This window comes from Roseomonas sp. OT10, from assembly GCF_020991085.1.
Classification (GTDB): Bacteria; Pseudomonadota; Alphaproteobacteria; order Acetobacterales; family Acetobacteraceae; genus Roseomonas; species Roseomonas cutis.
In genome coordinates, this window is sequence record NZ_CP087719.1 from 617,032 (window position 1) to 641,983 (window position 24,952).

Genomic DNA, 24,952 nt, shown 5'->3' on the forward strand with positions numbered 1-24,952 from the left:
CCTGCTCCGGCGGAGGGACACGGCGGGCGGTTGCGTTGTGGGCCCCCGCCGCCCGTGAAATGCTGGGCCGGCCAGGGGGCCGCCACATGCACGCCATCTTCTCGTTGCGGTTCCGGAGGCTGCTTCCGGCCGTCCTGGCGGCCCTGCTCGCGGCGCCCCTCCGCGCGAACGCCCAGGCCCCAACCCCGGCCCAGGCGCCGGCCGTCGTCGTCCTGCCCGTGGCGCTTGAGGCGGTTGCCCCGGGCACCGAGTTCCTCGGGCGGGTGGAGGCCGTCAACGCGGTCGACGTCCGCTCCCGCGTCGAAGGCTTCCTGGAGACGCGGGGCTTCGAGGAGGGGCAGATGGTCCGGGAGGGCCAGGAACTCTTCCACATCGAGAGCGCGGGCTACGAGGCGTCGCTATCCGCCGCCCAGGCCAGCCTGGCGGGCGCCCAGGCCGACCTCCGCGACGCCGAGGGCCGCTTCCAGCGCAGCCAGGAGCTGCGCCGGACCCAGGCCACATCCCAGGCCGTGCTGGAGGAGAACCAGGCCGCGCGCGACCGCGCCCGGGCCGGCGTCCTGTCGGCCGAGGCCAGCCTGCGGCAGGCCGAGCTGAACCTCGGCTACACCAGCATCCGGGCGCCCTTCGCAGGCCGGATCGGCCATTCGGCCTTCGCGGTGGGCAGCCTCGTGGCACCCTCCTCGGGGCCGCTCGCCCGCATCGTCCAGACCGATCCGATCCGTGTTGTCTTCTCGGTGAGCGACCAGAGCCTCCTCGACTTCCGCACCGGGCCGGCGGCGGGGCGGGCGGAGGGGGGCTTCGTCCCGAGCCTCGTGCTCTCCTCCGGCCATGTCTACGCCCATCCCGGCGAGATCGAGTTCATCGGCAACGAGTTCGATCCCCGCACCGGCACCATCCCCGTGCGCGCGCGCTTCCCGAATCCGGAGGGACTGTTGGTGCCCGGCCAGTTCGTCACGCTGGCGGTGCGTCCGGCCGAGGCGCGGCGCCGCCCGGTCGTCCGGCTTGGCGCGGTCCAGCTCGACCGCGAGGGCCGCTTCGTCCTGCTGGTGGACGAGCAGGACCGGGTCGTGCTGCGCCGTATCCGCGTCGGTGCCCAGATCGGCCAGAACTGGGTCGTCGAGGACGGGCTGCGGGGCGGCGAGCGGGTGATCGTCCAAGGCTTCCAGAACGCGCGGCCGGGCGCCCCGGTCCGCGCCGTGCCGGCCACGGAGGGCCCGGCCGGCCCCGGCGCGGCCCGGATGCCCGCCGGTGCCGCGCGCCCATGATCTCCGCGGTCTTCGTCCGGCGACCGCGCCTCGCCATGGTCGTCGCGGTGGTGACGGCCATCGCCGGGCTGCTGGCCCTCACCCTGATCCCGGTGGCGCAGTTCCCGCCCATCACGCCGCCGGAGATCCAGGTCAGCGCCAGCTATCCCGGCGCCAGCGCCGAGGTCGTGATGAACAGCATCGGCGCGCCGATCGAGGAGCAGGTCAACGGCGTGGACGACATGCTGTACATGTCGTCCTCCAGCGGGAACAACGGCAGCTATTCCCTGACGGTCACCTTCCGCGTCGGGACGGACCCGGCCATCGCCCAGGTGAACGTCCAGAACCGCGTCGCGCTCGCCACCCCCCGTCTGCCGCCCGCCGTCACACAGACCGGCGTCTCCGTGCGCAGCCGCTCGACCAGCATGCTGATGGGCGTCGCGCTCCATTCGCCGCGGGGCACGCACGACGAGATCTTCATCAGCAACTACGCCTCGGTGAACCTGCGCGATGCCCTCGCCCGCGTTCCCGGCGTCGGCGAGGTCGGCATCTTCGGCCCGGCCTACAGCATGCGGGTGTGGATGGACCCGGACCGGATGCAGGCCCTGGGCCTCACCGCGGCCGACATCATGGCGGCGATCCGCTCGCACAACGCTCAGGCCTCGGCCGGGCTGATCGGCTCCGCCCCCGCCCCGGCGGGGCAGGAGCTGCAGCTGACGATCATGGCGCGCGGCCGGCTGGAGACGCCGGAGGAGTTCGGGGAGATCGTGCTGCGGACCAATGCGGACGGGGCGATCGTCAGCCTCCGCGACGTGGCCCGGATCGAGCTGGGCGCCCAGTCCTACGACATCCGCTCCCGCTTCGACGGGCAGCCGAGCGCCACCGTCGTCATCTACGCCTCCCCGGACGCCAATGCCCTGAACGTCGCCGGCGCCGTCCGGGCGGAGCTGGAGCGGGCCAGCGGCCAATTCCCGGACGACCTGGCGCAGACCGTGGTGTTCGACACCACGGCATTCGTCAGCGAGACGATCCGGGAGATCGCCGTCACGCTCGGCCTGACCTTCCTGCTGGTCATCCTGGTCACCTACGTCTTCCTGCAGGACTGGCGCGCCACCCTCATCCCGATGCTGACCATCCCCGTCTCCCTGCTGGGCGGGTTCGTCATCCTCCTCGCGCTCGGCTACTCGGCCAACACCATCACGCTCTTCGCCGTGGTGCTGGCCATCAGTCTGGTGGTCGATGACGCCATCATCGTGGTCGAGGGCGTGCAGCGCCTGATGCAGGAGCGGGGCCTGCCCGTCGCCGAGGCGACGCTGGAGACGATGCGGCAGGTGACCGCGCCGATCGTCGTCACGACCCTGGTGCTGGCCGCCCTGTTCCTGCCCATCGGCTTCATCTCGGGCGTCACGGGGCAGCTCTACGGCCAGTTCGCCGTGACGATCATGGCGACGATCGCCCTGTCCACCGTCAACGCCCTGACGCTGAGCCCGGCCCTCTGCGTCATCCTGCTGCGCCCGCCCGGCGGGCGCCGGGCGCGGCTCTTCGCACTTTTCGATGCCGCCCTCGACCGGTCGAGGCGGGGCTACCTGGGCCTGCTCGGCCGCCTGGGCCGGCGGCTGGCGCTGGCCGGGGTGGTCATGGCGGCGGTGCTGGCCGGGACGCTCGGACTGTTCCGCAGCCTGCCGACCGCCTTCATCCCCACGGAGGACCTCGGCTACGTCTTCGTGAACCTCCAGATGCCCAACGCCGCCTCGCTCGACAGGACGGAGGTCGCGATGGGCGAGGTGCTGGGGATCCTGCACGGGACGCCGGGCGTCGCCGGCGTCATCGGCATCGCCGGCACGAGCATGATCGGCGGCGGCGGCTCCGATTCGGCCATGATCATCGCTTCGCTGCGGCCGTGGCGGGAGCGGCGGGGGGCGGAGGAGAGCCTCGACGGCATCCTGGCGCATCTGCGCGCCCGCTTCGCCGCCGTCACCGCGGGCACGGCCGTCGCCTTCGTGCCGCCCGCCATCCCGGGGCTCGGCACCACCGGCGGATTCGACATGCGCCTGCAGGCCCGGGCCGGGCAGAGTCAGGAGGACCTCGCCGAGGCGATGCGCGGCCTGGTCTTCCGCGCGAACCAGTCGCCGGGGCTGGCCGGCGTGTTCAGCACCTTCCGGGCGGACACGCCGCAGGTCTTCCTGGAGATCGACCGGCGCCGCGCGGAACTGCTGGGCGTGTCGCCCGCCGCCATCTTCGAGACGCTGCAGGCGCATCTCGGCTCGGCCTATGTGGACGACTTCAACATGCTGTCCCGTGTGTTCCAGGTCCGCATCCAGGACGAGCCGCGGTTCCGCGGCCGGGTGGCGGACATCGAGCGGCAGCACGTCCGCAACAGCACGGGCGAGCTGGTGCCGCTCCGCGCCGTCCTCGTCCTGTCGGACACGCTGGGGCCCAACGCGATCGGCCGCTACAACCTCTTCCCGGCCGTCTCCATCAACGGGCAGGCGGCGGGGGTCAGCACCGGCGCGGCGCTGGACCGCATGGAGGCGATAGCGGCGGAGAGCCTGCCCGAGGGCTTCGGCTTCGAATGGACCGGACTCGCGTTGCAGGAGCGGCAGGCCGGCGCGGAGACAGCCGCGATCATCGTCGTCGGGATCCTCTTCACCTACCTGTTCCTCGTTGCCCAGTACGAGAGCTGGAGCGTGCCCCTCGCGGTGATGCTCTCGGTCGCCGTTGCCGTGCTGGGCGCGCTCGCCAGCCTCGCCCTGGCCGGTATGCCGATCGATCTCTACGCGCAGATCGGCCTGCTGCTGCTGATCGGCCTGGCGGCCAAGAACGCCATCCTCATCGTGGAGTTCTCGAAGGAGCGCCGGGACGAGGGGATGGGCACCCTGGAGGCCGCGCTGGAAGGTACCAGCCAGCGCTTCCGCCCCCTGGTCATGACGGCCTTCAGCTCGATCCTCGGTGTCCTGCCCCTGGTCCTGGCGAGCGGCGCCGGGGCGGCAAGCCGACGCTCCATCGGGATGACCCTGTTCGGCGGCCTGCTGGTCGGGACGCTGCTCGGCCTGCTGATGATCCCCGTGCTCTACGTCGCGGTGCAGACTGTCCGGGAATGGGCCAAGGCCCGGCTCCCCGGCCGGGACGGCGCCGCCCAGCCTCGCTAGACCATGATCCCCGCTCACGGAGGCGGGGACCATGGTCTGGCCCTCTGTTCTGTCGCGCGATTCACGCTCCGGACGGCTCCGACCACGCGGGGATGCCCCTGACACCACGCCCGGGGCGGTTCCGAGCAGACGATCGCGGCCCGCAGACGCTCCGGGCGCCGGACGGGCCGCAAGACCGGGATGACGATGCTTCAGGCCTATCTCGACTTCTCACGCCAGAACTGGCGGCCCCTGCTCTTCGGGGCGCTGTTGCTGGCCCTCTCCAGCTTCGGCCAGACCTACTTCGTCGCCGTCTCGGGCTCGTTCTTCCGCGGGGCCTTCCATCTCAGCGACGGCGGGCTCGGGACCGCCTATGCGGTGGGGACCCTGCTCAGCGCGCTGACCCTCGGCTGGGCCGGGCGGCTGATCGACTACACCACCGTCCGCCGCTTCACCTGGTGCGTCGCGCTGCTGCTGGCCGGCGCCTGCCTGCTCGCCTCTGCCAGCCTGAACGCCGTGATGCTGACCGTCGCCTTCTACGGGCTGCGCCTCGGCGGCCAGGGGCTGATGACCCACACGGCCTATACCGCCACGGCGCGGGCCTTCCCGAAGGATGCCGGCAAGGCGGTCGGGGTGGTCTCCCTGGGCATCTGCATCGCCCAGGCGGTCCTGCCCATCCTGGCGGTGCTGCTGATGGAACGCCTCGGCTGGCGGATCGCCTGGGCGCTGAACGCCGCCTTCGTGCTGGCGGGGGTTACGCTCGCGCTGCGCTTCCTCCCCCGGGCCGGGGACCTGCCGCTGCGCCGCCGCCAGGCGGGCGGGGAGGCGGGGGCGGCGCGGCCACCCCCGCTCTGGCGCGACCGAAGGCTCTGGCTCGCCTGCCCGGCGCTGCTCGCCAACCCCTTCATCATCACCGGCTTCTTCTTCCACCAGGCGCGCCTGGCCGAGCAGAAGGGCTGGGACCTCACCCTCGTCGCCGCCAGCTTCGCCGCCTTCGCCCTGGTGCAGGCGGTCGCGGCGCTGGCCATCGGCCCGGTGATCGACCGGCTGGGGCCGGCACGGGTGCTGTCCAGCTTCCTGATCCCGCAGGCACTGGGCCTCGTCCTGCTGTCGGTGGGAACCGCGCCCTGGGTCGCGCTGGCCTACATGGTGCTGATGGCGGTGTCCGCCGCGATCGGCTCCACCCTGTCCACGGCGCTGTGGGTCGATCTCTTCGGCCCGGCCGACCTCGCCCGGGTCCGCTCCGTCGCCAGCGCCGGCGCGGTGGTGGCCAGCGGCGCCTCGCCCGTGCTGATGGGCCTGCTCATCGACGCGGGCATCCCGCTCGCCTGGCAGGCGGTCGGCTGCTGCGTCTACACCCTGCTGGTGTCCGTCGTCGCCCTGGGGCTGCGGCGGGAGGGGCGTGCCGGCCGGGGCGAAGCCTGACCGGCCGGCCGCCGACCCGGACCCCCGGCTACAGCACCACCAGGTCGTCGCGGTGGATCAGCTCGTCCCGGCCGCGCCAGCCGAGGATCGCCTCGATCTCCTCGCTGCGCCGCCCGGCGATCCGCGCCGCCGCCTCCGAATCATAGGCGGACAGCCCGCGCGCGATCTCCTGTCCGGTCGCGTCGCGGACGGACAGCGGGTCACCGCGCTCGAAGCTCCCGCTCACCCCGCGCACCCCGGCCGGCAGCAGGGAGCTGCCGTGGCGCAGCGCCCGGGCCGCGCCCTCGTCCACCACCAGCGTGCCCAGCGGCGCGAGGCTGCCCGCGATCCAGCGCTTGCGGGCGGTGCGGCCCTCGGGCGCCGGCAGGAACCAGGTGCAGCGCGCGCCGTCCAGCAGCGCCTGCAGCGGATGCGGCTTGGTGCCGATGGCGATGGCCATGGCGCAGCCGGCGCCGTTGGCGATCCGCGCCGCGATCAGCTTGGTGCGCATCCCGCCGGAGGAGTAGCCGGGCGGTGGCTCGCCCCCCATGGCCATGATCTCGTCGGTCACGCGCTCGATCACCGGCAGATGCCGCGCCGCCGGGTCGCGGCGGGGGTCGGCGGTGTAGAGCCCGTCGATGTCGGAGAGCAGCACCAGCGCATCCGCCTGCACCATCTCGGCGACCCGGGCGGCGAGGCGGTCATTGTCCCCGAAGCGGATTTCCGCCGTGGCGACCGTGTCGTTCTCGTTGATGACGGGGATGCAGCCCAGGCCGAGCAGGGTGGACAGCGTGGCGCGGGCGTTGAGGTAGCGGCGCCGGTCCTCAGAATCCTCCAGCGTCAGGAGAAGCTGGGCGGCCGTCTGGCCGTGATGCGAGAAGGCCGCCTGCCACGCCCCCGCCAGACGGATCTGCCCGACGGCGGCGGCGGCCTGCTTCTCCTCCAGCCGCAGGCGCGGCTGGGTCAGGCCGAGGGCGCGGCGGGCCAGGGCGATGGCGCCGGAGGAGACGAGGACCACCTCCGCCCCGCCGGCCCGCAGCGCGGCGAGGTCGGCGGCGACCGAATCGAGCCAGTCCGCGCGGGGCGCGGCGGTGGCCGGGTCCACCACCAGGGCGGAGCCGACCTTGACGACGATGCGCCGGGCGGAGGCGAGCTCCATCAGCCCTCCTCCTCCTCGTCCCCCCAGTCGGAATACGCCACCGGCTCCGGCGGCGCCTTGGGGGGAGGGGCGGGGGCACGGATCACGTCCGGCGCGGCGGGGCGGGCGGCGTTCTCGGCGCGATAGGCGATCACCGCATCGGCGAGGGCCCGCAGCGCCGGCTGAACCCCTTCCCCGGTCGCGCCGCTGAGCAGCAGCACGGGGCGGCCGGTGGCGCGTTCCAGCGCCTTGATGCGGGAGGCGCGGGCCTGCGGCGTCATGGCGTCCGTCTTGTTCAGCGCCAGGATCTCGGGCTTGCTCACCAGCCCGCCGCCATAGCCCTCGAGCTCGCCGCGCACGGTCCGCCAGGCGGCGACCGGGTCGGCCTGGGTGCCGTCGATCAGGTGCAGCAGCACGGCGCAGCGCTCGATATGGCCCAGGAAGCGGTCGCCGAGTCCCGCCCCCTCATGCGCGCCCTCGATCAGCCCGGGGATGTCGGCGAGGACGAACTCCTCCGACGCGTTCAGCCGCACCACGCCGAGCTGGGGGTGCAGCGTGGTGAAGGGGTAGTCGCCGATCTTGGGCTTGGCGGCCGAGCAGGCGGCCAGGAAGGTCGACTTGCCCGCGTTGGGCAGCCCGACCAGCCCGGCATCGGCGATCAGCTTGAGGCGCAGCCAGACCCAGCGTTCCTCGCCCGGCCAGCCCTTGTCCGCCCGGCGCGGGGCACGGTTGGTCGAGGTCTTGAAGTGCGCGTTGCCGTGCCCGCCATCGCCGCCGCGGCAAAGCACCGCTTTCTGGCCGACCCGGGTGAGGTCGGCCAGCACCGTCTCCTTGTCCTCGTCCAGCACCACCGTGCCGACGGGGACCTTCAGCACCACGTCGTCGCTGCCCGCCCCCGTGCGGTCGGCACCGGCACCGTTGCCGCCCTTCCTGGCCCGGAAATGCTGCGTGTAGCGGAAGTCGATCAGGGTGTTCAGCCCGTCGACCGCCTGGATCAGGACGTCGCCGCCCTTGCCGCCATTCCCGCCATCCGGCCCGCCGAACTCGATGAACTTCTCCCGGCGGAAGGCGATCACGCCATCGCCGCCATCGCCGGCCTTCAGGAACACCTTGGCTTCGTCGAGGAACTTCATCGGGGGAGGGGAGCCAGAAAGAGAGCGGAAACGAAAACGGGGGCCGCTGGGGCCCCCGTCCGCAAAGCGATTCGCCTGGAAGGGCGAGGGCGGGTGTTACTCGGCCGCCACCGGCAGCGGGTCGACGCTGACGCGCACGCGGCCCTCGGCCACGCGGTCGAACTTCACCTGGCCATCCGCGGTCGCCTGCAGCGAGTGGTCGCGGGAGACCAGGACGTTGCGGCCCGGCAGCATCTTGGTGCCGCGCTGGGTGACCAGGATGTTGCCGGTCAGGACGCGCTCGCCGCCGAACTTCTTGACGCCGAGCCGCTTGCCGGCGGAATCGCGCCCGTTGCGGGAGGAGCCGCCGGCCTTCTTGTGAGCCATGGGGTGTGTCTCCTGTCTCTACAGCCGACCGGTCAGGCCGCGGCGATGTCGGCGATGCGCAGCACGGTCATGTGCTGGCGGTGGCCGTTCTTGCGGCGGCTGTTCTGCCGGCGGCGCTTCTTGAAGATGATCACCTTCTCGCCGCGCTTCTGCTCCAGCACGGTGGCGGTGACGGTGGCGCCGGCCACGGTGGGGGCGCCCAGCGTCACCCCGGACTCGCCGCCGAGGACGAGCACGTCCTGGAAGGTCACGGTCTGGCCGGGCTCGGCCTCAAGCTTCTCGACGGCCAGGACCGCGTTGGGGGTCACGCGGTACTGCTTGCCGCCGGTGCGGATCACTGCGTAGGTCATCGGTACGCCTGCTGGTCTGAACGGGATGGCCGAACGCGGCCATGCGGCCGCGCCAGGGACGCCGCCGGGGAGGGCGCATATAGCGGCCGTGACGGTCCCGCGTCAACGCCGCAGCGGGCCGGCCCCGGCATGGCTGCCCGGCTGCCGGACTGGGCGGGAGCCGGGGAAGTCGGCGGAGAGGGTGGGTTCGAGCCCGCGGCCCGGTTGCGCCCCGGCCGGTCCGCCCTTATACGCCGCCACGCTCGTCCGGCACCCGCAGGTGCCGGACGAGCCCCGTGGAGAGGTGCCGGAGCGGTCGAACGGGTCGGTCTCGAAAACCGAAGTACGGGCAACTGTACCGTGGGTTCGAATCCCACCCTCTCCGCCATGGTTCACCGTGGCTGGGCTGACCGATGATTGCGGCCATCCCTGGTCCTGATGGGCCGAACCACCGCGCTGCCACACCCGGATACCCGGCCTGTCACGACACGGAATGGCTTCCCGGTCGACGCCCGCCGCTTGCTCAAGGAACATGTCCCGAAGGCTTCCAGTCGAACTGAGCAGGCGGACCATCCTGGCGAAGCGGGAGAGGTTCGGCGTCGCCGTCCACGGCCTTGCGATCGACCGCCTCAGCCCGTTTCGGCAGGGCGGCTGTCACGCTCCTGCTGCAGGATACGGGCATCGCCCGCCATCGTGACCGGCGCTTCAAGCCAGGGTCGGGCGAGGTGCCGCCGCACCGGGCCGAAGCCTCCACGACCTTGGTGGCGATGGCTCGCGACCTCAGGGAGCATGGCGGGGCCTTCTTCGGTCCGACTGCGGTGTGCGCCAGCCGCAAGCCATGGGCTCGTCAAAGACCATACCGCGGACTGCGCGGTCCACTTCAGGGCGGAAACGGCCCGGGCTGCCTGCCGCCTTTCCGGCCGGTAGCGGGGACGGAGCCGGCACGTCCGGCTGCCGGCCGGTCCGTGCCCATGTGCCAGGCGACCAGACGGCGTGCCGTCTCCGCCGGGTCCTCGCTTCCGGCCGGGGCCTCCCCCAGCCCCTCCAGCGCGGCCGCGGCGCGGCGCCAGGCACGCAGCAGGCGTGCGCGCTCCGGAGCAGCGAGAGTTTCCGGCGCCTGGCGGTCCAGCATCAGCGCGGCGAAGGCATGCGCCTCCTCGGCCACCGACCAGTTCCGCCATTCCGGCGGTGTGCCGCGTCCCAGCTTTGCCGCCGCGCCGCAGACGGCCAGGTCGGCCGACAGCTCCGCAGCGCCATGCGCGGCGGAGCGCTCCCCCTGCGCGGCATAGCGTTCGGCCAGGAAAAGGTAGGCCCCCGTCTCGGCACTGTGTGCCTGCAACGACAGAAGCGCATCGCGCGCCGTCCCCCAGGCCGAGGCGGGCAGGGTGCCGGCGCGCAACTGCCCGCCGATATGACGGGTGACGGCGGCGGCCAGCACCTGCGCGTCTTGGAAGCCCATCCGGCCGAGCCCCGACGCGCCGATCCGCGCCACCGCCGCCATGGCTTCGGCCAGGGCCTGCCCCGGGGCGCCCTCGCGCGGCGCCGGGACCTCCGGCCTGTCCGTCTCCGCTCCGGAACCCGCGGGCTGGCTTCCGCCGGGAAGCCGCCCGCCCGCCGGTCCCCGGGCCCGCCGTAGCAGCGGATGCGGCATGGCACCCGCCCGCAGCGGCGCGGGCGGGCCGGGGCGCGCGAGGCGCCAGGCCTTGATGGCGCCATGGACCTCGGCCACCGCCGCGGCGATCGGGGTGGGCCTGCCCGCCTTGTCGCTGAGCCCGGCAAGGCCCTGGGCATGGTCCTCGGCGTCGCGGACCAGCAGCGAGGCCCAGGTCGGCGAGAGCCGGCGCAGCAGTCCGGGCTGCTGCACCAGCGCGGCGAAGGCATGTGGCCCGCCCTGGGATGGCGGCGCCGCGTACCAGCGTTCCAGTGCGTCGGGGGCGGCGTAGCGTGCCATCCAGCGCGCCAGCAGCTCGGTCCGGTCGCGTTCCTCCGCCTGGTTCTGGGTCCAGGACCAGAGCTCGGTCGGGCGGAGCGGGGACGGTGGGCGAGGCATGGCGTCCCGTCTTTCCCTGGCTGGCCGGCGGGGGTTGCCGGCCCGGCCATTCTGGCCCGACCCGGTTAAGGGATGCTGAGCCGGGACGGACCATCCGCCCCGGCCTTCCGGCCCGTGTCCCCGGTGCGGCTCCGGGTGGCCGTGGGGCGGCATCGCTCCGGCGGCGCAAACCTGCTCTCCGAACATCCTGTCGGCGCATTTGCGGTGAACGCATGCGCACCGGAAACGCTCTATGCCGGTCCATGTCGGGTCACGGCCCGTCCGCCCAGGGAGTCCCGCGCCATGTGGCCGTTCCGTCCGCGCCCCGCCGCGACCGCGATGGCACCGCTGCCCGGGGGCGGTCCCGCCCGCCCCGGCGGCCGGCGATGAGCGCGGAAGCCGGAACGGCCGCCCGCCCGGTTCGCCGCGAGACCGGCCGGGCGTTGCGGCGCCTCCGCCTGGCCATCCATCCGCTGCGCGGCGCCGCGGCGCTGCGTGGCTGGTTCCGCCGCGGGGAGCTGGGGCTGCTGCTGCTCGGCATCCTGGTCGGGGCGGCCAGCGGGATGCTCGCCACCCTGATGGGCGCTGCGGCCCATGCCCTCCAGGCCCCCCTTTTCGGCTCGGGCGCCGAGCACGGCCTCAGCACCGACCGCGGTACCGCGCCCTGGATGCTGGTCCTGATGCCTGTGCTGGGGGGACTGCTGCTGGGGGTGCTGAACCTCGGCATCGCCCGCTGGCGGTCCAAGGCGCCGGTGGACCCGATCGAGGCGAATGCCCTGCATGGCGGGCGGATGTCGCTGGCCGACAGCGTCGTGGTCGGCAGCCAGAACATCGTCTCCAACGGCTTCGGCGCCTCGGTGGGGCTGGAGGCGGCCTATACCCAGGCCGGGGGCAGCGTCGCCTCGCGGCTCGGCCTCGCCTGCGGGCTGCGGCGCGGCGACCTGCGGGTGCTGGTCGGCTGCGGCGCGGCCGGGGCCATCGCCGCCGCCTTCGGGGCGCCGCTGACCGGGGCCTTCTATGCCTTCGAGCTGGTGATCGGCACCTATGCCATCCCCGCCCTGGCCCCCGTCATCGCCAGCGCCGTCACCGCCACGCTGGTATCGGGGCTGCTGCACGAGGCGGAGCCGCTGGCCGTCGCGGGCGGGATCGCCGAGCCGGACGGAGTGGCCTATCTCCTCTCCCTGCTGCTGGGGCTGCTCTGCGGCGGCATCGCCATCGCGCTGATGCGCGGGATGACGGTGGTGGAATCCGGCCTGCGCCGCATCGTCCCCTGGGCCATGCTCCGGCCAGCTGCCGGCGGGCTGGTGGTGGGCCTGCTGGCGCTGGTCACCCCGGGGGTGCTCTCGGCCGGGCACGGGCTGCTGCACCGCGTGCTGGCGACGGACATGGCGGTGCAGACCCTGCTGGCCCTGCTGATCCTGAAATCCGTCGCCTCGGCCGTCTCGATCGGCAGCGGCTTCCGCGGCGGGCTGTTCTTCGCCTCGCTGCTGCTGGGCGGGCTCGCCGGCAAGAGCTTCGCCCTGCTGGCGGGGCTGGCGCTGCCGGGGGTGGACCCGATGCTGCTCGCCATCGTGGGGATGAGCGCCTTCGGCACGGCGGTGGTCGGCGCGCCGCTGGCCATGACCTTCCTGGCGCTGGAGACGACGCGCGACTTCGCCGTGGCGGGGGCGGTGCTGGTCGCGGTGATCGCGGCCGGGACGGTGGTGCGGCGGCTGTTCGGCTACTCCTTCGCGACTTGGCGCTTCCACCTGCGGGGCGAGGCGATCCGCGGACCGCACGACATCGGCTGGCTGCGCGACCTGACCGTGGGGAAGATGATGCGGCGCGACCTGCGGACGGTCCGGTCGGACATGCGGCTGGGTGCCTTCCGGCGCGACTTCCCGCTGGGCTCCACCCAGCGCGTCGCCGTGGTGGACGAGGCGGGGCGCTATGCCGGTCTGGTGCTGGTGGCCGAGGCGCAGGCCGCCGGGCCGGAGGTGGAAACGGTGGCGGCACTGCTGCGCTACCGCGACCGGGCCCTGTTGCCGGCCATGAACGCCCGCGAGGCCATGACGCTGTTCGAGCAGGCGGAGGCCGAGGCGCTGGCGGTGGTGGACGGGGCGGAAAGCCGCCAGGTGCTCGGCCTGTTGACCGAGGCGCACCTGCTCCGCCGCTATGGCGAGGAACTGGACAAGCGGCGTCGCGAGGAGGCGGGGCTGCTCTGATGGACAGGCCGCCCGCGGCGTTGGCCGGCGGCGGGGGCCGGGACGGGAAGGGACCCGGCGGAAGGAGGGCGGCATGACGCTGCGCGGGCGGCTGGCGGGGTTGGCCGGGCAGGGCGGCGAGGTGATCCGCCGCGAGCGGCGGAGCCTGCTCGCCATCCTCGGCGTGGCCGTCGCGCTCTATGGCTTCGTCGAGCTGGCGGGGGAGGTGGTGGAGGGGGACACGCTGCGGCTCGACCGCGCGATCCTCCTGGCGCTGCGCGATCCCGCCGACCCGTCCGAGCCGCTGGGCCCGCGCTGGTTCGAGGAGACGGCGCGGGACATGACGGCGCTGGGCAGTCACCTGATCCTGGGCGGCGCCACCCTGGCGGCGGCGGGGTATCTGCTGCTCTCGCGCCAGCGGGCGGCGGCGTGGCTGGTGCTGCTCTCGGTGGGGGGCGGCATGCTGCTGAGCAGCCTGCTGAAGTCGGGCTTCGAGCGGCCGCGCCCCGACCTCGTGCCGCATGCGGTCGCCGTCTACACGGCGAGCTTCCCCAGCGGCCATGCCATGCTCTCCGCCGTGACCTACCTCACCCTTGGGGCGCTGCTGATGCGGGTGCAGCGGCGACGGCGGCTCAAGGTCTATATCCTCTGCCTGGCGGTGGCGACGACCCTGCTGGTGGGCGCCAGCCGCATCTACCTGGGGGTCCACTGGCCCAGCGACGTGCTGGCCGGCTGGTGCGTCGGCGCGGCCTGGGCGCTGCTGTGCTGGCAGGCCGCGCGCTTCTTCCTGCCGGCGGTGGGGGCGGGGTGGCCGGTCCCCCGAAGGGCGGCGGGCCCCGCCACGGGCGAGGCGGTCCGGGCCGGGGGGGCGGCGCCGCCATCCGGGGACGCCGGGGCAGGGCAGGGGGTGGCTTCATCGGGCCGGCTGGGCTAGCAGCCCCCATCCGATCGCTCCCGGATGCCTCTGGGCATCCTGCCGGGGCGGACCCCCCTGACCGGACCCGCAATGCGCCACTTCCTGGATTTCGAGAAGCCGATCGCCGAGCTGGAGGGCCAGATCGAGGAGCTGCGCCGCACCACCGATGCGGGCGGCATCGACGTGGCCGAGGAGGTGGGGCGGCTGCGCGACAAAGCGGAGAAGCTGCTCGCCTCCACCTATGCCAAGCTGACCCCCTGGCAGAAGACCCAGGTGGCCCGCCATCCGGAGCGGCCCAAGGCGCTGGCCTATATCGCCGGGCTGATCGAGGAGTTCACCCCGCTGGCCGGGGACCGCGCCTTCGCCGACGACGCGGCGATCGTGGGCGGGCTGGGGCGCTTCCGCGGGCATGGCGTGGTGGTGCTGGGGACGGAGAAGGGCACCGACACGGACAGCCGGGTGAAGCACAATTTCGGCATGGCCAAGCCCGAGGGCTACCGCAAGGCGCGGCGGCTGATGGAGCTGGCCGGGCGCTTCGGCCTGCCCATCCTCTCCTTTGTCGACACCGCCGGTGCCTTCCCGGGCGTGGAGGCGGAGGCGCGCGGCCAGGCGGAGGCCATCGCCCGCTCCATCGAGGCGGGGCTGGAGGCGCCGGTCCCCTTCATCGCCACCATCATCGGCGAGGGCGGCTCCGGGGGCGCCATCGCGCTGGCGGCGGCCGACCGCGTGCTGATGCTGGAGCACTCCATCTACAGCGTGATCTCGCCCGAGGGCGGGGCTTCGATCCTCTGGCGCGATGCCGCCCAGGCACCCCAGGCGGCCGAAGCCTTCCGCCTGACCGCCGAGGATCTGCGCCGGCTCAGCCTGGTGGACGCCGTGGTGGACGAGCCGCTGGGGGGGGCGCACCGCGACCCGGAGGCGACGGTGGCCGCCGTGGGCGAGCAGGTCTGGCAGGCGCTGCAGCCGCTGCTGGCGCTGGACGGGGCGACGCTGCGGGCGCGGCGGCGGGAGAAGTTCCTGGAGATGGGGCGTCACGGGGTGGTGTGAGTGGTCGCGCCCGCAGTGGCGCCCCGGGGCAGGCACATGTCTTGCTACTCTCGTTTCGACAAGCTTTCCTTGAATCTGCGGATGGGCTCAACTCTTCCGGGTAAGAATCGCGGCCTGTCTACAACTGGGGGATTGCCGTGCTGGAACGTGGATTTCGCCTCCTGCCCCCCGGCGCCTCGCCTGATGCGCCAGACCAGCACGGCTTCCGTGCCGCGGGGGACGAGGCACGGGACCGAAAGGACTGGCGGGCAGCCGCTGAGGCCTACGGCGCTCATCTGAGGACGCAACCGGATGATGCACCCATCTGGATTCAGCTCGGCCACGCGCTAAAGGAGCAAGGGTTGTTCCCGGAGGCCCAAGCCGCCTATGGCCGCGCCACCGAACTGCGACCTGACGACATGGACGGCCATCTCCAGCTGGGCCGCACACTGAGGCTGGCAGGTCAGGACGCCGAGGCGGTGGAGGCCTTGCGCATCGCGTTGGAGTTGCAGGCATCGCCGGAGGCATACCGGGAGCTGGTGGCGCTTGGCGAGGCCGACTTGGCCGAGGATCTGATGGAGGCCTGGGGCGGAGATGCAGCAGCGTCCATTACCCTCTACGACGTCACGGACCTTCTGGGATACCTGAAGGCGCACCAGACCCTGTCCGGCATCCAGCGGGTGCAGGCGAACGTCATTGAGCAGGTGCTGGCGCTGCCGGTGGCGCAGGTAGGGCGGCATCGCTTCGTCGTCAGCACCAACCTGAGCATGGGCCCTGGGCTTCTGGCGCTGCCTTCCGATGCTCTGACACGCATGATCCGCTATGCGACCGGGCCGGTGGTGGAACACGCGCGCCTGCGCACGCTGATCGAGACGCTTGAGTCTCTGGCCGTGCCCCTCACGCCCAAGGCCGGGCAGACATTCCTGATCCTGGGCGCCTTCTGGGGCCTGCGGCAGGTGATCGAGAACGGCCGCCGGCTGAAGGGCGAGGGGCTGCGGGTCGGCGTCTACATCTACGACCTGATCCCCATCACCCATCCGGAGTTCTGCGACTGGGCACTGGCCTTTCACTTCGGCATGGCGTTGGGCGACGCGTTGCTGGCCTTCGACTTCATCCTGACCATCAGCGAGCACGTGGCGGTCGAGGTGCGCTCGCTGTTGGGCAGGGCGGGGCTCTCGCATATCCCGGTCGAGGCGGTCACGCTCGCTCATGTTTTGAAGCCGGTGAAGGCGCGGCGGCGGGGACGGGCCGATGCGGCGCTGGACCGCTGGACGCCGGGCATCGCGGCGCTGAAGAACGTGCCCTACGTCCTCACCGTTTCCACCATCGAGGCCCGCAAGAACCACGCCTACCTGTTTCGCGCTTGGCGGGAGATGCTGGCGGCAGGCGAACAGGTGCCGGACCTCGTCTTCGTCGGACGCCCAGGCTGGCGAGTGGACGACCTGATGGCGCAACTGCGCGACACGGGCCACCTGGATGGAAGGCTGCACATCCTGCACGATCTGACCGACGATGAACTGGGAACACTCTACCGCAACTGCCTGTTCACCGCGTTCCCCTCCTTTGTCGAGGGATGGGGGCTGCCGGTAGGCGAAAGCCTGGCCTACGGCGCGCCCTGCGTCGCCTCCTCCACCTCCTCCATTCCCGAGGTCGGCGGCGACCTGGTGGACTACATCGATCCGCTGAACCTGCGGGAAGGCTTGGTCACCCTCCGGCGGATGCTGTTTGAGCCAGGCTATCGCGAGCGGCGGCGCCAGGACATCGCCGAGCGCTTCCAGCCGCGCGGCTGGGAGGATGTCACGCGGGACCTGCTGGCCGCCGTCGCACGCTTGGCGCAGAACATCCCGGCCTCCGCTGCGCAGGCCCTGCCCACCTTCCCCACGGGAGTCGTCTTCTTGCCGGGCGACCTCAGCCCGCGGCTGGGGCACGGCCTGCCCGATGGCTACCTGACCTGCCCCACCCGGGCCATCCTGGCCGGCGGCTGGTACGATTGCGAGGACTTCGGTGTCTGGATGCGGGGGGAGGAAGGGCGCCTCGCCTTCCGAGCGGATGTGCCGGAGGGCGAGGAGGCTGTCATTTACGTTCAGGTGATCGGCGCCCCGCAGGCCAGCGGTCATATCCTAACCATCGACTCGACAACGACACGTCGTCGCAAGACTGCATCCGGCAAGGAGCAGGAGGTGCGCCAGTTCCCGGTCTGGGCCAACACCCGAACGATGGTGCGACTGCGGGCAAAGGTGGGGGCGGAGGGGCGGGTCGCGCTTCATCTGACGCTCGACCGTTCAGCGACGTCCGCAGGCCCTGATCACCGGCGCTTCGCCGTCGGGCTGGTGGGGCTGGCCTGGGCACCGGCGGCGGATGCGGTGAGTCGCCAGGAGATCATGGAGATTCTGCTGCTGGACCAAGCCGCGGCGTAGCCGACCTGCCGCCGCGCCGGGTCGGCTCCTGCCGCGGGCCGGACTCGTGCGAGTCCACCCTTGCCGTTAACATCCGGGGTGCCGGCCGGAAGAATGAACGAGGAAGCCGCTGTCATGGCGCAAAACAATCGTGCCGCCCCCCCCATCGTCATCCTTTCCTTCAACCGGCCTGACATGCTTGCCCAGGTCCTGAGGAGCCTGAAGGAGCAGAGCGGGCCAGTGGAGGAGGGGCGGGTCCACCTCTTCCAGGATGGACAAAGGAGCCGCTTCGCCCAGGGGGATGGGTTGGTCGAGCCCGGGCCCGAGCCGGAGTGTGTGACAGTCTTCCGCGCTGCCTTGCCAGGAGGGCACGTGCACTTGGCGCCGCACAACCTTGGCATTGCCCTGAATTTCGACCGAGCAGAGAGGCATGTCTTCGAGACGCTCGGGGCTGAGGTGGCCTACTTCTTTGAAGACGACATGGTGCTGTCGCCGCACTATCTGACAGCGCTGGACATGATGGCCGACTACGCCCTGAACGAAGAGCGCGTCGGGTACGTGGCAGCCTACGGATACCACAAGGCCGACCTGGCGGAGCAGTCGCGCCGAAGACGCGAGGTGGTGCAGATGCATCACCACTGGGGCTTCGCGCTGACGCGACGGCAATGGTTGCGGCAGCGCGAGATCGTCCTGGGCTACCTGAAGCTCGTGGCCGGGGTCGAGTACGGCAAGCGGCCCTCCCAGGAAATCCGCCGGTATTTCGAGGAACTGGGCTTCCCGCACCCCGCCACTTCTCAGGACGCCGCGAAAGAGATCGCAAATAACGTCTTGGGTACTGTCCGAGTGATGTGCTTCCCGGTGTATGGCCACTACATCGGTAAGGAAGGGACCCACTTCACCCAGGCAATCTATGAAAGGGCTGGCTTCGGCACGACGGCCGTCTATCCGGACCCGCCCGACGGATTCGACTTTCCCTCCGCGGCGCGGCTCTCGGAGATCGCGGACAAGGCCCGCCGGGCGCACCGCGCTGCCTTTGTCAGCCTGTCGCAGAATGCCAAGGTTCCCGAGCCTGCGACCCCAGTTCGTTCCCCGCAGGATTTCCCCTTGTCCCGCGCGGACTTTCTCCACGCGGCCTATGCTGGATTGTTGAAGCGCGCCCCCGACCCAACCGGCCTCAGGGCCTATGAGAGTGCGCTGCGGACAGGCACAAAGACGGCAGCCGAGATCATCGATGCCCTGTCACGGAGCCGCGAGTTCCAGCAACGGCGGCCGGCTGGCGGGGCATCTCAGATCGCCCAGCCGCAGTCACAACCACAAACTGCCGCCTCGGTCCCGCTGAACCCCGCGATCCTCGAGACGCCGCGCATGAGCCCGGCCGAGCTGTCCCTGCTCAAGCGGGTTTTCTCCGCGGGAGCGGGTCGCTACCTCGAATTCGGCATGGGCGGCTCGACCCTGGCAGCGGTACGTGCCGGGTTTGGCAGCATCGTCGCCGTGGATTCCGACCCACGCTGGGTGTCCGGCGTGGCCAGCCATCCCGAGGTGGCGCATGCCATCTCGGCCGGACGGGTGAGGCTGCTGCATGGTGACATCGGGCCCGTCGGCCCCTGGGGCATGCCCGCCGGCGAGCAGGACAGGGCGCGCTGGCCTGCCTACACGCAAGCAGGCTGGGCGGCCGCGACCAAGCCCGATCTCGTCTTTGTGGACGGGCGCTTTCGCGTGGCATGCTGCCTGTCCGTGGCCCTTGCCTGTCCCGATCCCGTCTCCGCTCCGCGCGTCCTGATGCATGACATGGGCGAGGTGCGCCCGCACTATGCCCCGGTGCTGGAGGTCTTCGACATTGCGGAGCGGGCCGAGACGCTCTTCCTGCTCACGTTGAAGGCTGGGCTTTCCCAGGCACGGGTGCTGAACACCTTCCTGGGCCACCAGTTCGACCCGAGATAGGGTCAGGACATAGGCCCGCTTGCGCCGTGCTGGCTCGCGGGCCCCGGGGCGAGCCGGAGGGCGCGAGAGGAGTTGAGCCATGCTGCAGCGTCGGTCCCTTCTCGCACTGCTGACCAGCCCCATCATCCTTCCCGGGACCTTACAGGCACAGGTGACGCCCGCCGTTGGCGGGATCGTGCCGCAGGGACTCGTGGGCGATGGTATGGCTGACGATACGGCCCCCCTACGGCGGGCGCTGGCTACGGGCCAACCGGTGAACCTGCCGCCCGGCCGGTTTCGTGTGTCGCGCGGCCTCGAACTCGCACGGGGCCAGATCCTCGCTGGGGCTGGCGCCCGGGTCTCCTCCATCCTCGTCCGACCTGAGTTCGATCGTTCGAGCGCGGCGGTGTTCAGCATGGCGAGTGGCGAGCCAGGGGCGCAGTTGCGGGACTTCGGGATCGCCTTTGCCCAGCCGGAGGGCAACGACCGCTCGAACCTCATTCCCTACCCGCCGGCCATCCGGGCGGTCGGCGCGCCGCGCTTCCGCGTCGACCGGCTACTGATCCAGCGCGCCATCGTTGGTATCGACATGCGCGGCAATTCTGGCGGTGCGGCAATCAACGAACTGGAAATCAGCGCCCTGGACACGGCCATCTGGATCGACGGGTCGCTGGACAGCGTCAGGATCAGTCGCCTCCACGCTTGGCCCTTCGGGCTGACGCCGAAGCAGGGGGAAATCTACCGCGACGGCCAAGCCTACGGCATCCTGTGCGGTCGTTGCGACGACTTCCACCTGGACAACAGCATCCTTTTCGGCTTGCAGCGGGCGGTGGTCTTCAGGCGCAGCCCTGCGGGCAGCCCGTTCGGCACCCTGATCGGCGTGACCTTCGACACACAGGGCGGCCTAGTGTCCGAGTATGCCAGCTTGCGCGTGCAATCCTGCACCTTCACCACGGGGCTGGAACGGGCGCAGTGGATCGTGGGAAAGGGCGGCGTGATCGACGTGACAGGCTGCAACTTCCTGAGCAGCCGTGACCTGTCCTTGCCGGGCATCGAGCTGTCGGCGGGGGTCGCTTTCAACCTTGCCACCTGCAGCTTCAATACGGCGGCCCGGGACTTTGTGCATCTGCGCACCGGTGGGCGCGTCCGCCTCGTCGCCAACGGCCTGACCTTCAACAAGCAGAGTCGGGGGTCCTACCGGAACCCTCTGATCCAGATTCAGTCCGGCGGCCGGGCTGCACTCTCCAACCTTGTGGCCACGGATCTGGCACCAGGACCAGGCATACTCCTTCAGGCTGCGCCGGACGCGCAGGTGGCCGTGAGCAACGTTGTCGCACCCGGTTGGCAAAATGACCTGCCCGGTGGGCGCTGAGCCCGCATGGGAGGTGTAGCGTCCCCGCACCTGGCGGGGAATCGTCGTGGATTCAGCGTCCGGTCAGGCCGCCTCGCTCCGCACCGCCTGCGTGGTGATGATGTCCTCCATCTCGCCTTCCTTGCGAATGAAGACCTTCGGCGGGTCGTACTCCACCTCGCCGAAGGGACTGGCGAAGGCGACCTCGGCCGCATCCCGCCCGATGCCGATCCGCACCAGCCCATCCGGCGCGGACATGCGGGTGGGGTCGAAGAGGTACCAGCCCGGCCCCTCCGGCCCCTGCAGGAAGGCCTCGAACACCGCGTGGAAGTCGAGCGGGTCCAGCCGGAAGGCATAGGCGCTGACATAGCGGGCGGGGATGCCCAGCGCGCGGCAGAGCGCGATGCCCAGATGCGCGAAGTCGCGGCACACCCCGGCGCGCTGGGTCACCGTGTCGAAGGCGGAGGTGAGCGCGTCCGAGGAGCCGCGGATGTAGTCCACGTTGTCGCAGATCCAGTTGCAGATGCCGTTGACGCGCCGGTAGCCGGGCTCCAGCCCCCCGAAGGTCCGCCGGGCGAAGCGGTCCAGCTTGTCCGACTGGCAGTAGCGGCTGGGATAGGTGTGCGGCAGGACGGCGAGGGGCAGCTCAGCCATCGGCACCTCCTGGATGCTGGCCGGCTCCTCCAGGGTGCGGGCCAGGGAGACCTGGGCCTCGTAGCGGACGGTGAGCTCCCCGGGCTGGGCCAGGACGCGAAGGTAGCGGTTGCCGCTCTCCGGCATGGTCCAGCGTTCCACCGGCAGGTCGGGCTCGATCGTCAGCGTCTCCTGCTCGACGACCTGCCCCTCGAAGCGCTGCGCCTCGATGTTGAAGACGAAGGGTGTCGGCTGCTGGACGCGGTAGGTGAGGGTGCACCCCATCACGAAGGCCATGGCGGAATCTTTCCGGCTGTCGGATGATGTTGCATCGCGGCAGGGGCGGCAGGGTTGCGCTGCGCCGCGGCATGCCTGCCCGGCACGATTTCGGCAAGGTCACGCGGCGGCCCTGAAAACTGCCGGCACCTGCGGCGTTGCTGCGCCGACACCCATTGCGCCCAACCGGACACACCCCCCATGCGACTGTTCAAGTGCCAGAGCTGCGGTCAGGCGCTCTACTTCGAGAACACCCGGTGCGAGAGTTGCGGCCACCGGCTGGGCTACCTGCCTGACCTCGCCACCCTCTCGGCGCTGGAGGATGCGGACGGCGCCTGGCAACCCCTGGCGCAGCCATCCGGCCCGCGGCTGTTCTGCACCAACGTCGAGCACGGGGTCTGCAACTGGACCGTCCCCGCCGATTCCGGCGAGGCCTATTGCGCCGCCTGCCGGCACAACCACACGATTCCGGACACCACGGTCACCGAGAACCTGGAGAACTGGCAGAAGCTGGAATTCGCCAAGCACCGGCTGTTCTACACGCTGCTGCGCTTCTGCCTGCCGTTGCAGACCCGGGCGGAGAGTCCGACGGGCCTTGCCTTCGATTTCCTCAGCGATCCCGCCGACGGCGGCAAGGTGATGACCGGTCACGATGACGGGCTGATCACCATCCGGTTGAAGGAGGCGGACGATGCGGAGCGCGAGCGGCTGCGCAAGGAACTGGGCGAGCCCTACCGCACCCTGCTCGGCCACTTCCGGCACGAGGTCGGGCACTACTTCTGGGACAGGCTGGTGCAGGATGCCGGGCGGCTCGACGAATGCCGCGCGGTCTTCGGCGACGACAGCCAGGATTATGCCGAGGCCCTGAAGACCCACTACGCCCAGGGCGCTCCGGCGGACTGGCAGATGAACTTCGTCAGCAACTACGCCAGTGCCCATCCCTGGGAGGATTTCGCCGAGACCTGGGCGCACTACCTGCACATCATCGATACGCTGGAGACGGCGGCCGCCTTCGGCCTGTCCATCAACCCGCGCATCGACAAGACGGGCGACATGAGCGCCGACATCACCTTCGACCCCTATAAGGAGAAGGATTTCAACCGGATCATCGAAGCTTGGCTGCCGCTGGCCTTCGCGGTGAACAGCCTGAACCGCAGCATGGGCCAGCCGGACCTCTACCCCTTCGTGCTGTCGCCCGTGGTGATCGACAAGCTCCGCTACATCCATGAGCTCATCCGCTCCTCGGCCGTGTCGGACAAGGCCGCCCCGGAGCCGGAGGACACCGCGCCGCCCGATGCCCCGGATGCGACGCTGAACGCGGAGCCGCAGGGGGAAATCCCCGCGCCGGCCTGAGGCTTCGGGCGATCGGCCGGGGGACGCCGCGCCAGGGAGAGGGGCGGTTGGCCCGTCTCCTGCATGGCGGGACCGGCTATCCGCTCGGAGATGTCCCATGGCCACCCGCCGCTCCCTCCTCGCCGCCGGGGGGGCCTCCCTGGTCGCCTCGACCCTGCCCTGGGACCTGGCCCTGGCCCAGGCGCCCGGCGGGACCCTGCGCATCGGCATGACGGCGGCTGCCGTGCCCGTGCCCAACGGGCAGGCGGACCAGGGCGGCGAGGGGCAGCGCTTCATCGGCTATACCGTCTTCGACAGCCTGATCCTGTGGGACCTGTCCCGGTCCGACGCGCCCTCCCGGCTGGTTCCGGGACTGGCCACCGAGTGGAAGGTGGACCCGGCCGATCCGAAGCGCTGGCTCTTCACCATCCGGGAGGGGGTGAAGTACCACGACGGCTCCACCTTCGACGCCCATGCGGCGCAGTGGAACTTCGAGAAGCTGCTGGACAGCGCCGCCCCGCAGTTCGACCCGCGACAGGCGGCGCAGGGGCGGTCCCGCATCCCCTCCGTGGCCAAGGCGACCGCCCTCGATGCCCGCACGCTGGAGATCCGCACCAGCGAGGTGGACGCGCTGCTGCCCTACGGCATCGCCTGGATCACCATGTCCTCCCCCGCGCAGTGGGAGAAGGTCGGCAAGTCCTGGGACGCCTTCCTCAACGCCCCCTCCGGCACCGGCCCCTTCCGCATGACGGAGTTCGTCCAGCGCGAGCGCGGCGTGATGGTGCCCAACCCCGACTACTGGGACCCGAAGCGTCGGCCGAAGCTGGAGAAGCTGATCCTGATCCCGCTGCCGGAGGCCAATACCCGTGCCGCCGCCCTGCGCGCCGGGCAGGTGGACTTCATTGAGGCCCCCGCCCCTGACGTCACCGCCAGCCTGAAATCGGCCGGCTTCCGCATCGTCACCAACGAGTACCCGCACAACTGGGTCTGGCACCTGTCCATGCTGGAGGGCTCGCCCTGGCGCGACATCCGGGTGCGCAAGGCGGCCAACCTCGCCCTGGACCGCGATGGCATCGCGGGGATGCTGGACGGCCAGATGCTGCCGGGCATCGGGCTGCTGACGCCCGACAACCCCTGGTTCGGCAACCCGACCTTCCGCGCGAAGCACGACCCGGACGGCGCCCGCAAGCTGCTGGCCGAGGCGGGCTTCGGCCCGCGCAATCCGGTGAAGACGAAGGTCATCATCCCCTCCTCCGGTTCCGGCATGATGCAGCCGCTGCCGATGAACGAGGCGATCCAGGAGAACCTGCGCGAGGTCGGCATCCAGGTCGAGTTCGAGGTGATGGAGTGGAACGCCGTCATCAACGCCTGGCGCGCCGGGGCCAAGGACCCGTCCGTGCGCGGGGCGACGGCGCTGAACTACTCCTATTTCAGCCAGGACCCCTTCACGGCGCTGATCCGCCACCTGCAATCCGGGCTGGTCGCGCCGCGGGGCACCAACTGGGGCTACTACGCCGACCCGCAGATGGACGGCTATTTCAAGCAGATCCAGGAGACCTTCGACCCCGCGGCCCAGGACAAGATCATCGCCGCCGCGCATCAGAAGATCGTGGACGATGCCCTGTTCCTGTTCGTCGGCCACGACCTGAACGCCCGCGCCCTGTCGCCCAAGGTCAAGGGCTTCGTCCAGGCGCGGAACTGGTTCCAGGACCTGACGCCGATCACCGTGGGCTGACCGCACCCGCCTGTCCCGGGCCCGCTTCGCTAGGGGTCGGGGCCGGGCCCCAAACAACGGGCCTGATACGGCCGGTAGAATCTCCTGACCCGTCGTGCCGTCATGTTCCGGCGTCGGACCGGGAGGGGACGCCGTCCCCTCCCAGACCCTCCCCTGCCGGGGCCACAAGCGGGCCCCGGTCCCCGCTGGGAGTCTGGTGCTTCGTGGCTGCCGTCAGCCTGCGGGCTGAACCCTGACGGAGCGCGGACAGGCAGGACTCTGGAAAAACTTCAGAAGGCGTCCGCGAGCATGGAGGCCGTACCCGCCGAGGAGCCATGCTCCTCGGCGCTGTGACCCCGTATCCGGCTGTCCCGTGGCAGCGCCCATCGGGTCCAGGGCCCGCAGGGTCCTGGCGGAGTGGGGGTATCGGGGGC

Annotated in this window: 17 protein-coding genes and 1 tRNA gene; 12 read left to right on the top strand and 6 right to left on the bottom strand. The window is 71.3% G+C overall.

The annotated features are described in order from the left end of the window. Positions 1–86 precede the first annotated feature (86 nt). The 3 genes from LPC08_RS02920 to LPC08_RS02930 all read left to right on the top strand — a co-directional run bounded on the left by LPC08_RS02920 (position 87) and on the right by LPC08_RS02930 (position 5,797). Positions 87–1,265 (top strand): efflux RND transporter periplasmic adaptor subunit, encoded by a 1,179-nt coding sequence (locus LPC08_RS02920; protein ID WP_230451239.1) that lies wholly within the window; start codon positions 87–89, stop codon positions 1,263–1,265. Further along, positions 1,262–4,393, top strand: coding sequence for an efflux RND transporter permease subunit (locus LPC08_RS02925; RefSeq protein ID WP_230451240.1), 3,132 nt, complete (start codon positions 1,262–1,264; stop codon positions 4,391–4,393). Before LPC08_RS02920 ends, LPC08_RS02925 begins: the two co-directional genes overlap by 4 nt. Positions 4,394–4,573: 180 nt before the next feature. Further along, the gene (locus LPC08_RS02930; protein WP_230451241.1) at positions 4,574–5,797 is read left to right on the top strand and encodes an MFS transporter; all 1,224 of its coding nucleotides are present in this window, start codon (positions 4,574–4,576) and stop codon (positions 5,795–5,797) included. Positions 5,798–5,825: 28 nt separating this feature from the next. Here LPC08_RS02930 and proB read toward each other — a convergent pair whose 3' ends face one another. The 4 genes from proB to rplU form a co-directional block, all read right to left on the bottom strand. Then, the gene (gene proB, locus LPC08_RS02935) at positions 5,826–6,935 is read right to left on the bottom strand and encodes a glutamate 5-kinase (protein ID WP_230451242.1); all 1,110 of its coding nucleotides are present in this window, start codon (positions 6,933–6,935) and stop codon (positions 5,826–5,828) included. After that, a complete protein-coding gene (gene obgE, locus LPC08_RS02940; RefSeq protein WP_230451243.1) occupies positions 6,935–8,047 on the bottom strand; it encodes a GTPase ObgE in 1,113 nt (370 codons plus the stop codon). Before obgE ends, proB begins: the two co-directional genes overlap by 1 nt. 96 nt (positions 8,048–8,143) lie before the next feature. After that, the gene (gene rpmA, locus LPC08_RS02945) at positions 8,144–8,413 is read right to left on the bottom strand and encodes a 50S ribosomal protein L27 (RefSeq protein ID WP_230451244.1); all 270 of its coding nucleotides are present in this window, start codon (positions 8,411–8,413) and stop codon (positions 8,144–8,146) included. Positions 8,414–8,445: 32 nt separating this feature from the next. After that, positions 8,446–8,763 (bottom strand): 50S ribosomal protein L21, encoded by a 318-nt coding sequence (gene rplU, locus LPC08_RS02950; RefSeq protein WP_230451246.1) that lies wholly within the window; start codon positions 8,761–8,763, stop codon positions 8,446–8,448. A gap of 277 nt (positions 8,764–9,040) precedes the next feature. On the opposite strand from rplU, the gene LPC08_RS02955 reads away from it, so the two are divergent. Beyond that, a tRNA-Ser gene (locus tag LPC08_RS02955) sits at positions 9,041–9,130 on the top strand. A gap of 492 nt (positions 9,131–9,622) precedes the next feature. On the opposite strand, the gene LPC08_RS02960 is transcribed toward LPC08_RS02955, so the two are convergent. Continuing rightward, positions 9,623–10,792, bottom strand: coding sequence for a hypothetical protein (locus LPC08_RS02960; RefSeq protein ID WP_230451248.1), 1,170 nt, complete (start codon positions 10,790–10,792; stop codon positions 9,623–9,625). A 365-nt stretch (positions 10,793–11,157) separates the two neighbouring features. Here LPC08_RS02960 and LPC08_RS02965 point away from each other — a divergent pair, with 365 nt between their 5' ends. The 6 genes from LPC08_RS02965 to LPC08_RS02990 all read left to right on the top strand — a co-directional run bounded on the left by LPC08_RS02965 (position 11,158) and on the right by LPC08_RS02990 (position 20,584). Next, positions 11,158–12,975 (top strand): chloride channel protein, encoded by a 1,818-nt coding sequence (locus LPC08_RS02965; protein WP_230451250.1) that lies wholly within the window; start codon positions 11,158–11,160, stop codon positions 12,973–12,975. Between the two features lie 73 nt (positions 12,976–13,048). Beyond that, entirely contained in the window at positions 13,049–13,888 is an 840-nt protein-coding gene (locus tag LPC08_RS02970; protein ID WP_230451251.1) for a phosphatase PAP2 family protein, read from the top strand. A 72-nt stretch (positions 13,889–13,960) separates the two neighbouring features. Continuing rightward, positions 13,961–14,917: an acetyl-CoA carboxylase carboxyltransferase subunit alpha gene (locus LPC08_RS02975; protein ID WP_230451253.1), complete on the top strand. Its 957-nt coding sequence runs from the start codon at positions 13,961–13,963 to the stop codon at positions 14,915–14,917. A gap of 137 nt (positions 14,918–15,054) precedes the next feature. Next, positions 15,055–17,313, top strand: a complete 2,259-nt coding sequence (locus tag LPC08_RS02980; RefSeq protein WP_255702297.1) for a glycosyltransferase family 4 protein — start codon at positions 15,055–15,057, stop codon at positions 17,311–17,313. 93 nt (positions 17,314–17,406) lie between these two features. Continuing rightward, complete coding sequence (locus LPC08_RS02985; RefSeq protein WP_230451255.1) at positions 17,407–19,233, top strand: DUF4214 domain-containing protein; 1,827 nt, start codon at positions 17,407–17,409, stop codon at positions 19,231–19,233. A 79-nt stretch (positions 19,234–19,312) separates the two neighbouring features. Continuing rightward, positions 19,313–20,584: a glycosyl hydrolase family 28-related protein gene (locus tag LPC08_RS02990; protein ID WP_230451256.1), complete on the top strand. Its 1,272-nt coding sequence runs from the start codon at positions 19,313–19,315 to the stop codon at positions 20,582–20,584. A gap of 63 nt (positions 20,585–20,647) precedes the next feature. Here LPC08_RS02990 and LPC08_RS02995 read toward each other — a convergent pair whose 3' ends face one another. Continuing rightward, positions 20,648–21,493, bottom strand: a complete 846-nt coding sequence (locus tag LPC08_RS02995) for a transglutaminase-like domain-containing protein (protein ID WP_230451257.1) — start codon at positions 21,491–21,493, stop codon at positions 20,648–20,650. Between the two features lie 180 nt (positions 21,494–21,673). On the opposite strand from LPC08_RS02995, the gene LPC08_RS03000 reads away from it, so the two are divergent. Both LPC08_RS03000 and LPC08_RS03005 read left to right on the top strand, forming a co-directional pair. Further along, positions 21,674–22,825, top strand: coding sequence for a zinc-binding metallopeptidase family protein (locus tag LPC08_RS03000; protein WP_230451259.1), 1,152 nt, complete (start codon positions 21,674–21,676; stop codon positions 22,823–22,825). A 97-nt stretch (positions 22,826–22,922) separates the two neighbouring features. Then, a complete protein-coding gene (locus LPC08_RS03005) occupies positions 22,923–24,539 on the top strand; it encodes an ABC transporter substrate-binding protein (protein WP_230451260.1) in 1,617 nt (538 codons plus the stop codon). Positions 24,540–24,952 lie beyond the last annotated feature (413 nt).

Excerpts from the sequence above, each read along its gene's own strand:
- LPC08_RS02970 (WP_230451251.1), top strand. The coding sequence starts at position 13,049 with ATGACGCTGCGCGGGCGGCTGGCGGGGTTGGCCGGGCAGGGCGGCGAG.
- LPC08_RS02965 (WP_230451250.1), top strand. The coding sequence starts at position 11,158 with ATGAGCGCGGAAGCCGGAACGGCCGCCCGCCCGGTTCGCCGCGAGACC.
- LPC08_RS02960 (WP_230451248.1), bottom strand. The coding sequence starts at position 10,792 with ATGCCTCGCCCACCGTCCCCGCTCCGCCCGACCGAGCTCTGGTCCTGG.
- LPC08_RS03000 (WP_230451259.1), top strand. The coding sequence starts at position 21,674 with ATGCGACTGTTCAAGTGCCAGAGCTGCGGTCAGGCGCTCTACTTCGAG.
- rplU (WP_230451246.1), bottom strand. The coding sequence starts at position 8,763 with ATGACCTACGCAGTGATCCGCACCGGCGGCAAGCAGTACCGCGTGACC.
- LPC08_RS02975 (WP_230451253.1), top strand. The coding sequence starts at position 13,961 with ATGCGCCACTTCCTGGATTTCGAGAAGCCGATCGCCGAGCTGGAGGGC.
- LPC08_RS02995 (WP_230451257.1), bottom strand. The coding sequence starts at position 21,493 with ATGGCCTTCGTGATGGGGTGCACCCTCACCTACCGCGTCCAGCAGCCG.
- LPC08_RS02985 (WP_230451255.1), top strand. The coding sequence starts at position 17,407 with ATGAACGAGGAAGCCGCTGTCATGGCGCAAAACAATCGTGCCGCCCCC.
- obgE (WP_230451243.1), bottom strand. The coding sequence starts at position 8,047 with ATGAAGTTCCTCGACGAAGCCAAGGTGTTCCTGAAGGCCGGCGATGGC.
- LPC08_RS02930 (WP_230451241.1), top strand. The coding sequence starts at position 4,574 with ATGACGATGCTTCAGGCCTATCTCGACTTCTCACGCCAGAACTGGCGG.
- rpmA (WP_230451244.1), bottom strand. The coding sequence starts at position 8,413 with ATGGCTCACAAGAAGGCCGGCGGCTCCTCCCGCAACGGGCGCGATTCC.
- LPC08_RS02990 (WP_230451256.1), top strand. The coding sequence starts at position 19,313 with ATGCTGCAGCGTCGGTCCCTTCTCGCACTGCTGACCAGCCCCATCATC.
- LPC08_RS02920 (WP_230451239.1), top strand. The coding sequence starts at position 87 with ATGCACGCCATCTTCTCGTTGCGGTTCCGGAGGCTGCTTCCGGCCGTC.
- LPC08_RS03005 (WP_230451260.1), top strand. The coding sequence starts at position 22,923 with ATGGCCACCCGCCGCTCCCTCCTCGCCGCCGGGGGGGCCTCCCTGGTC.
- LPC08_RS02925 (WP_230451240.1), top strand. The coding sequence starts at position 1,262 with ATGATCTCCGCGGTCTTCGTCCGGCGACCGCGCCTCGCCATGGTCGTC.
- proB (WP_230451242.1), bottom strand. The coding sequence starts at position 6,935 with ATGGAGCTCGCCTCCGCCCGGCGCATCGTCGTCAAGGTCGGCTCCGCC.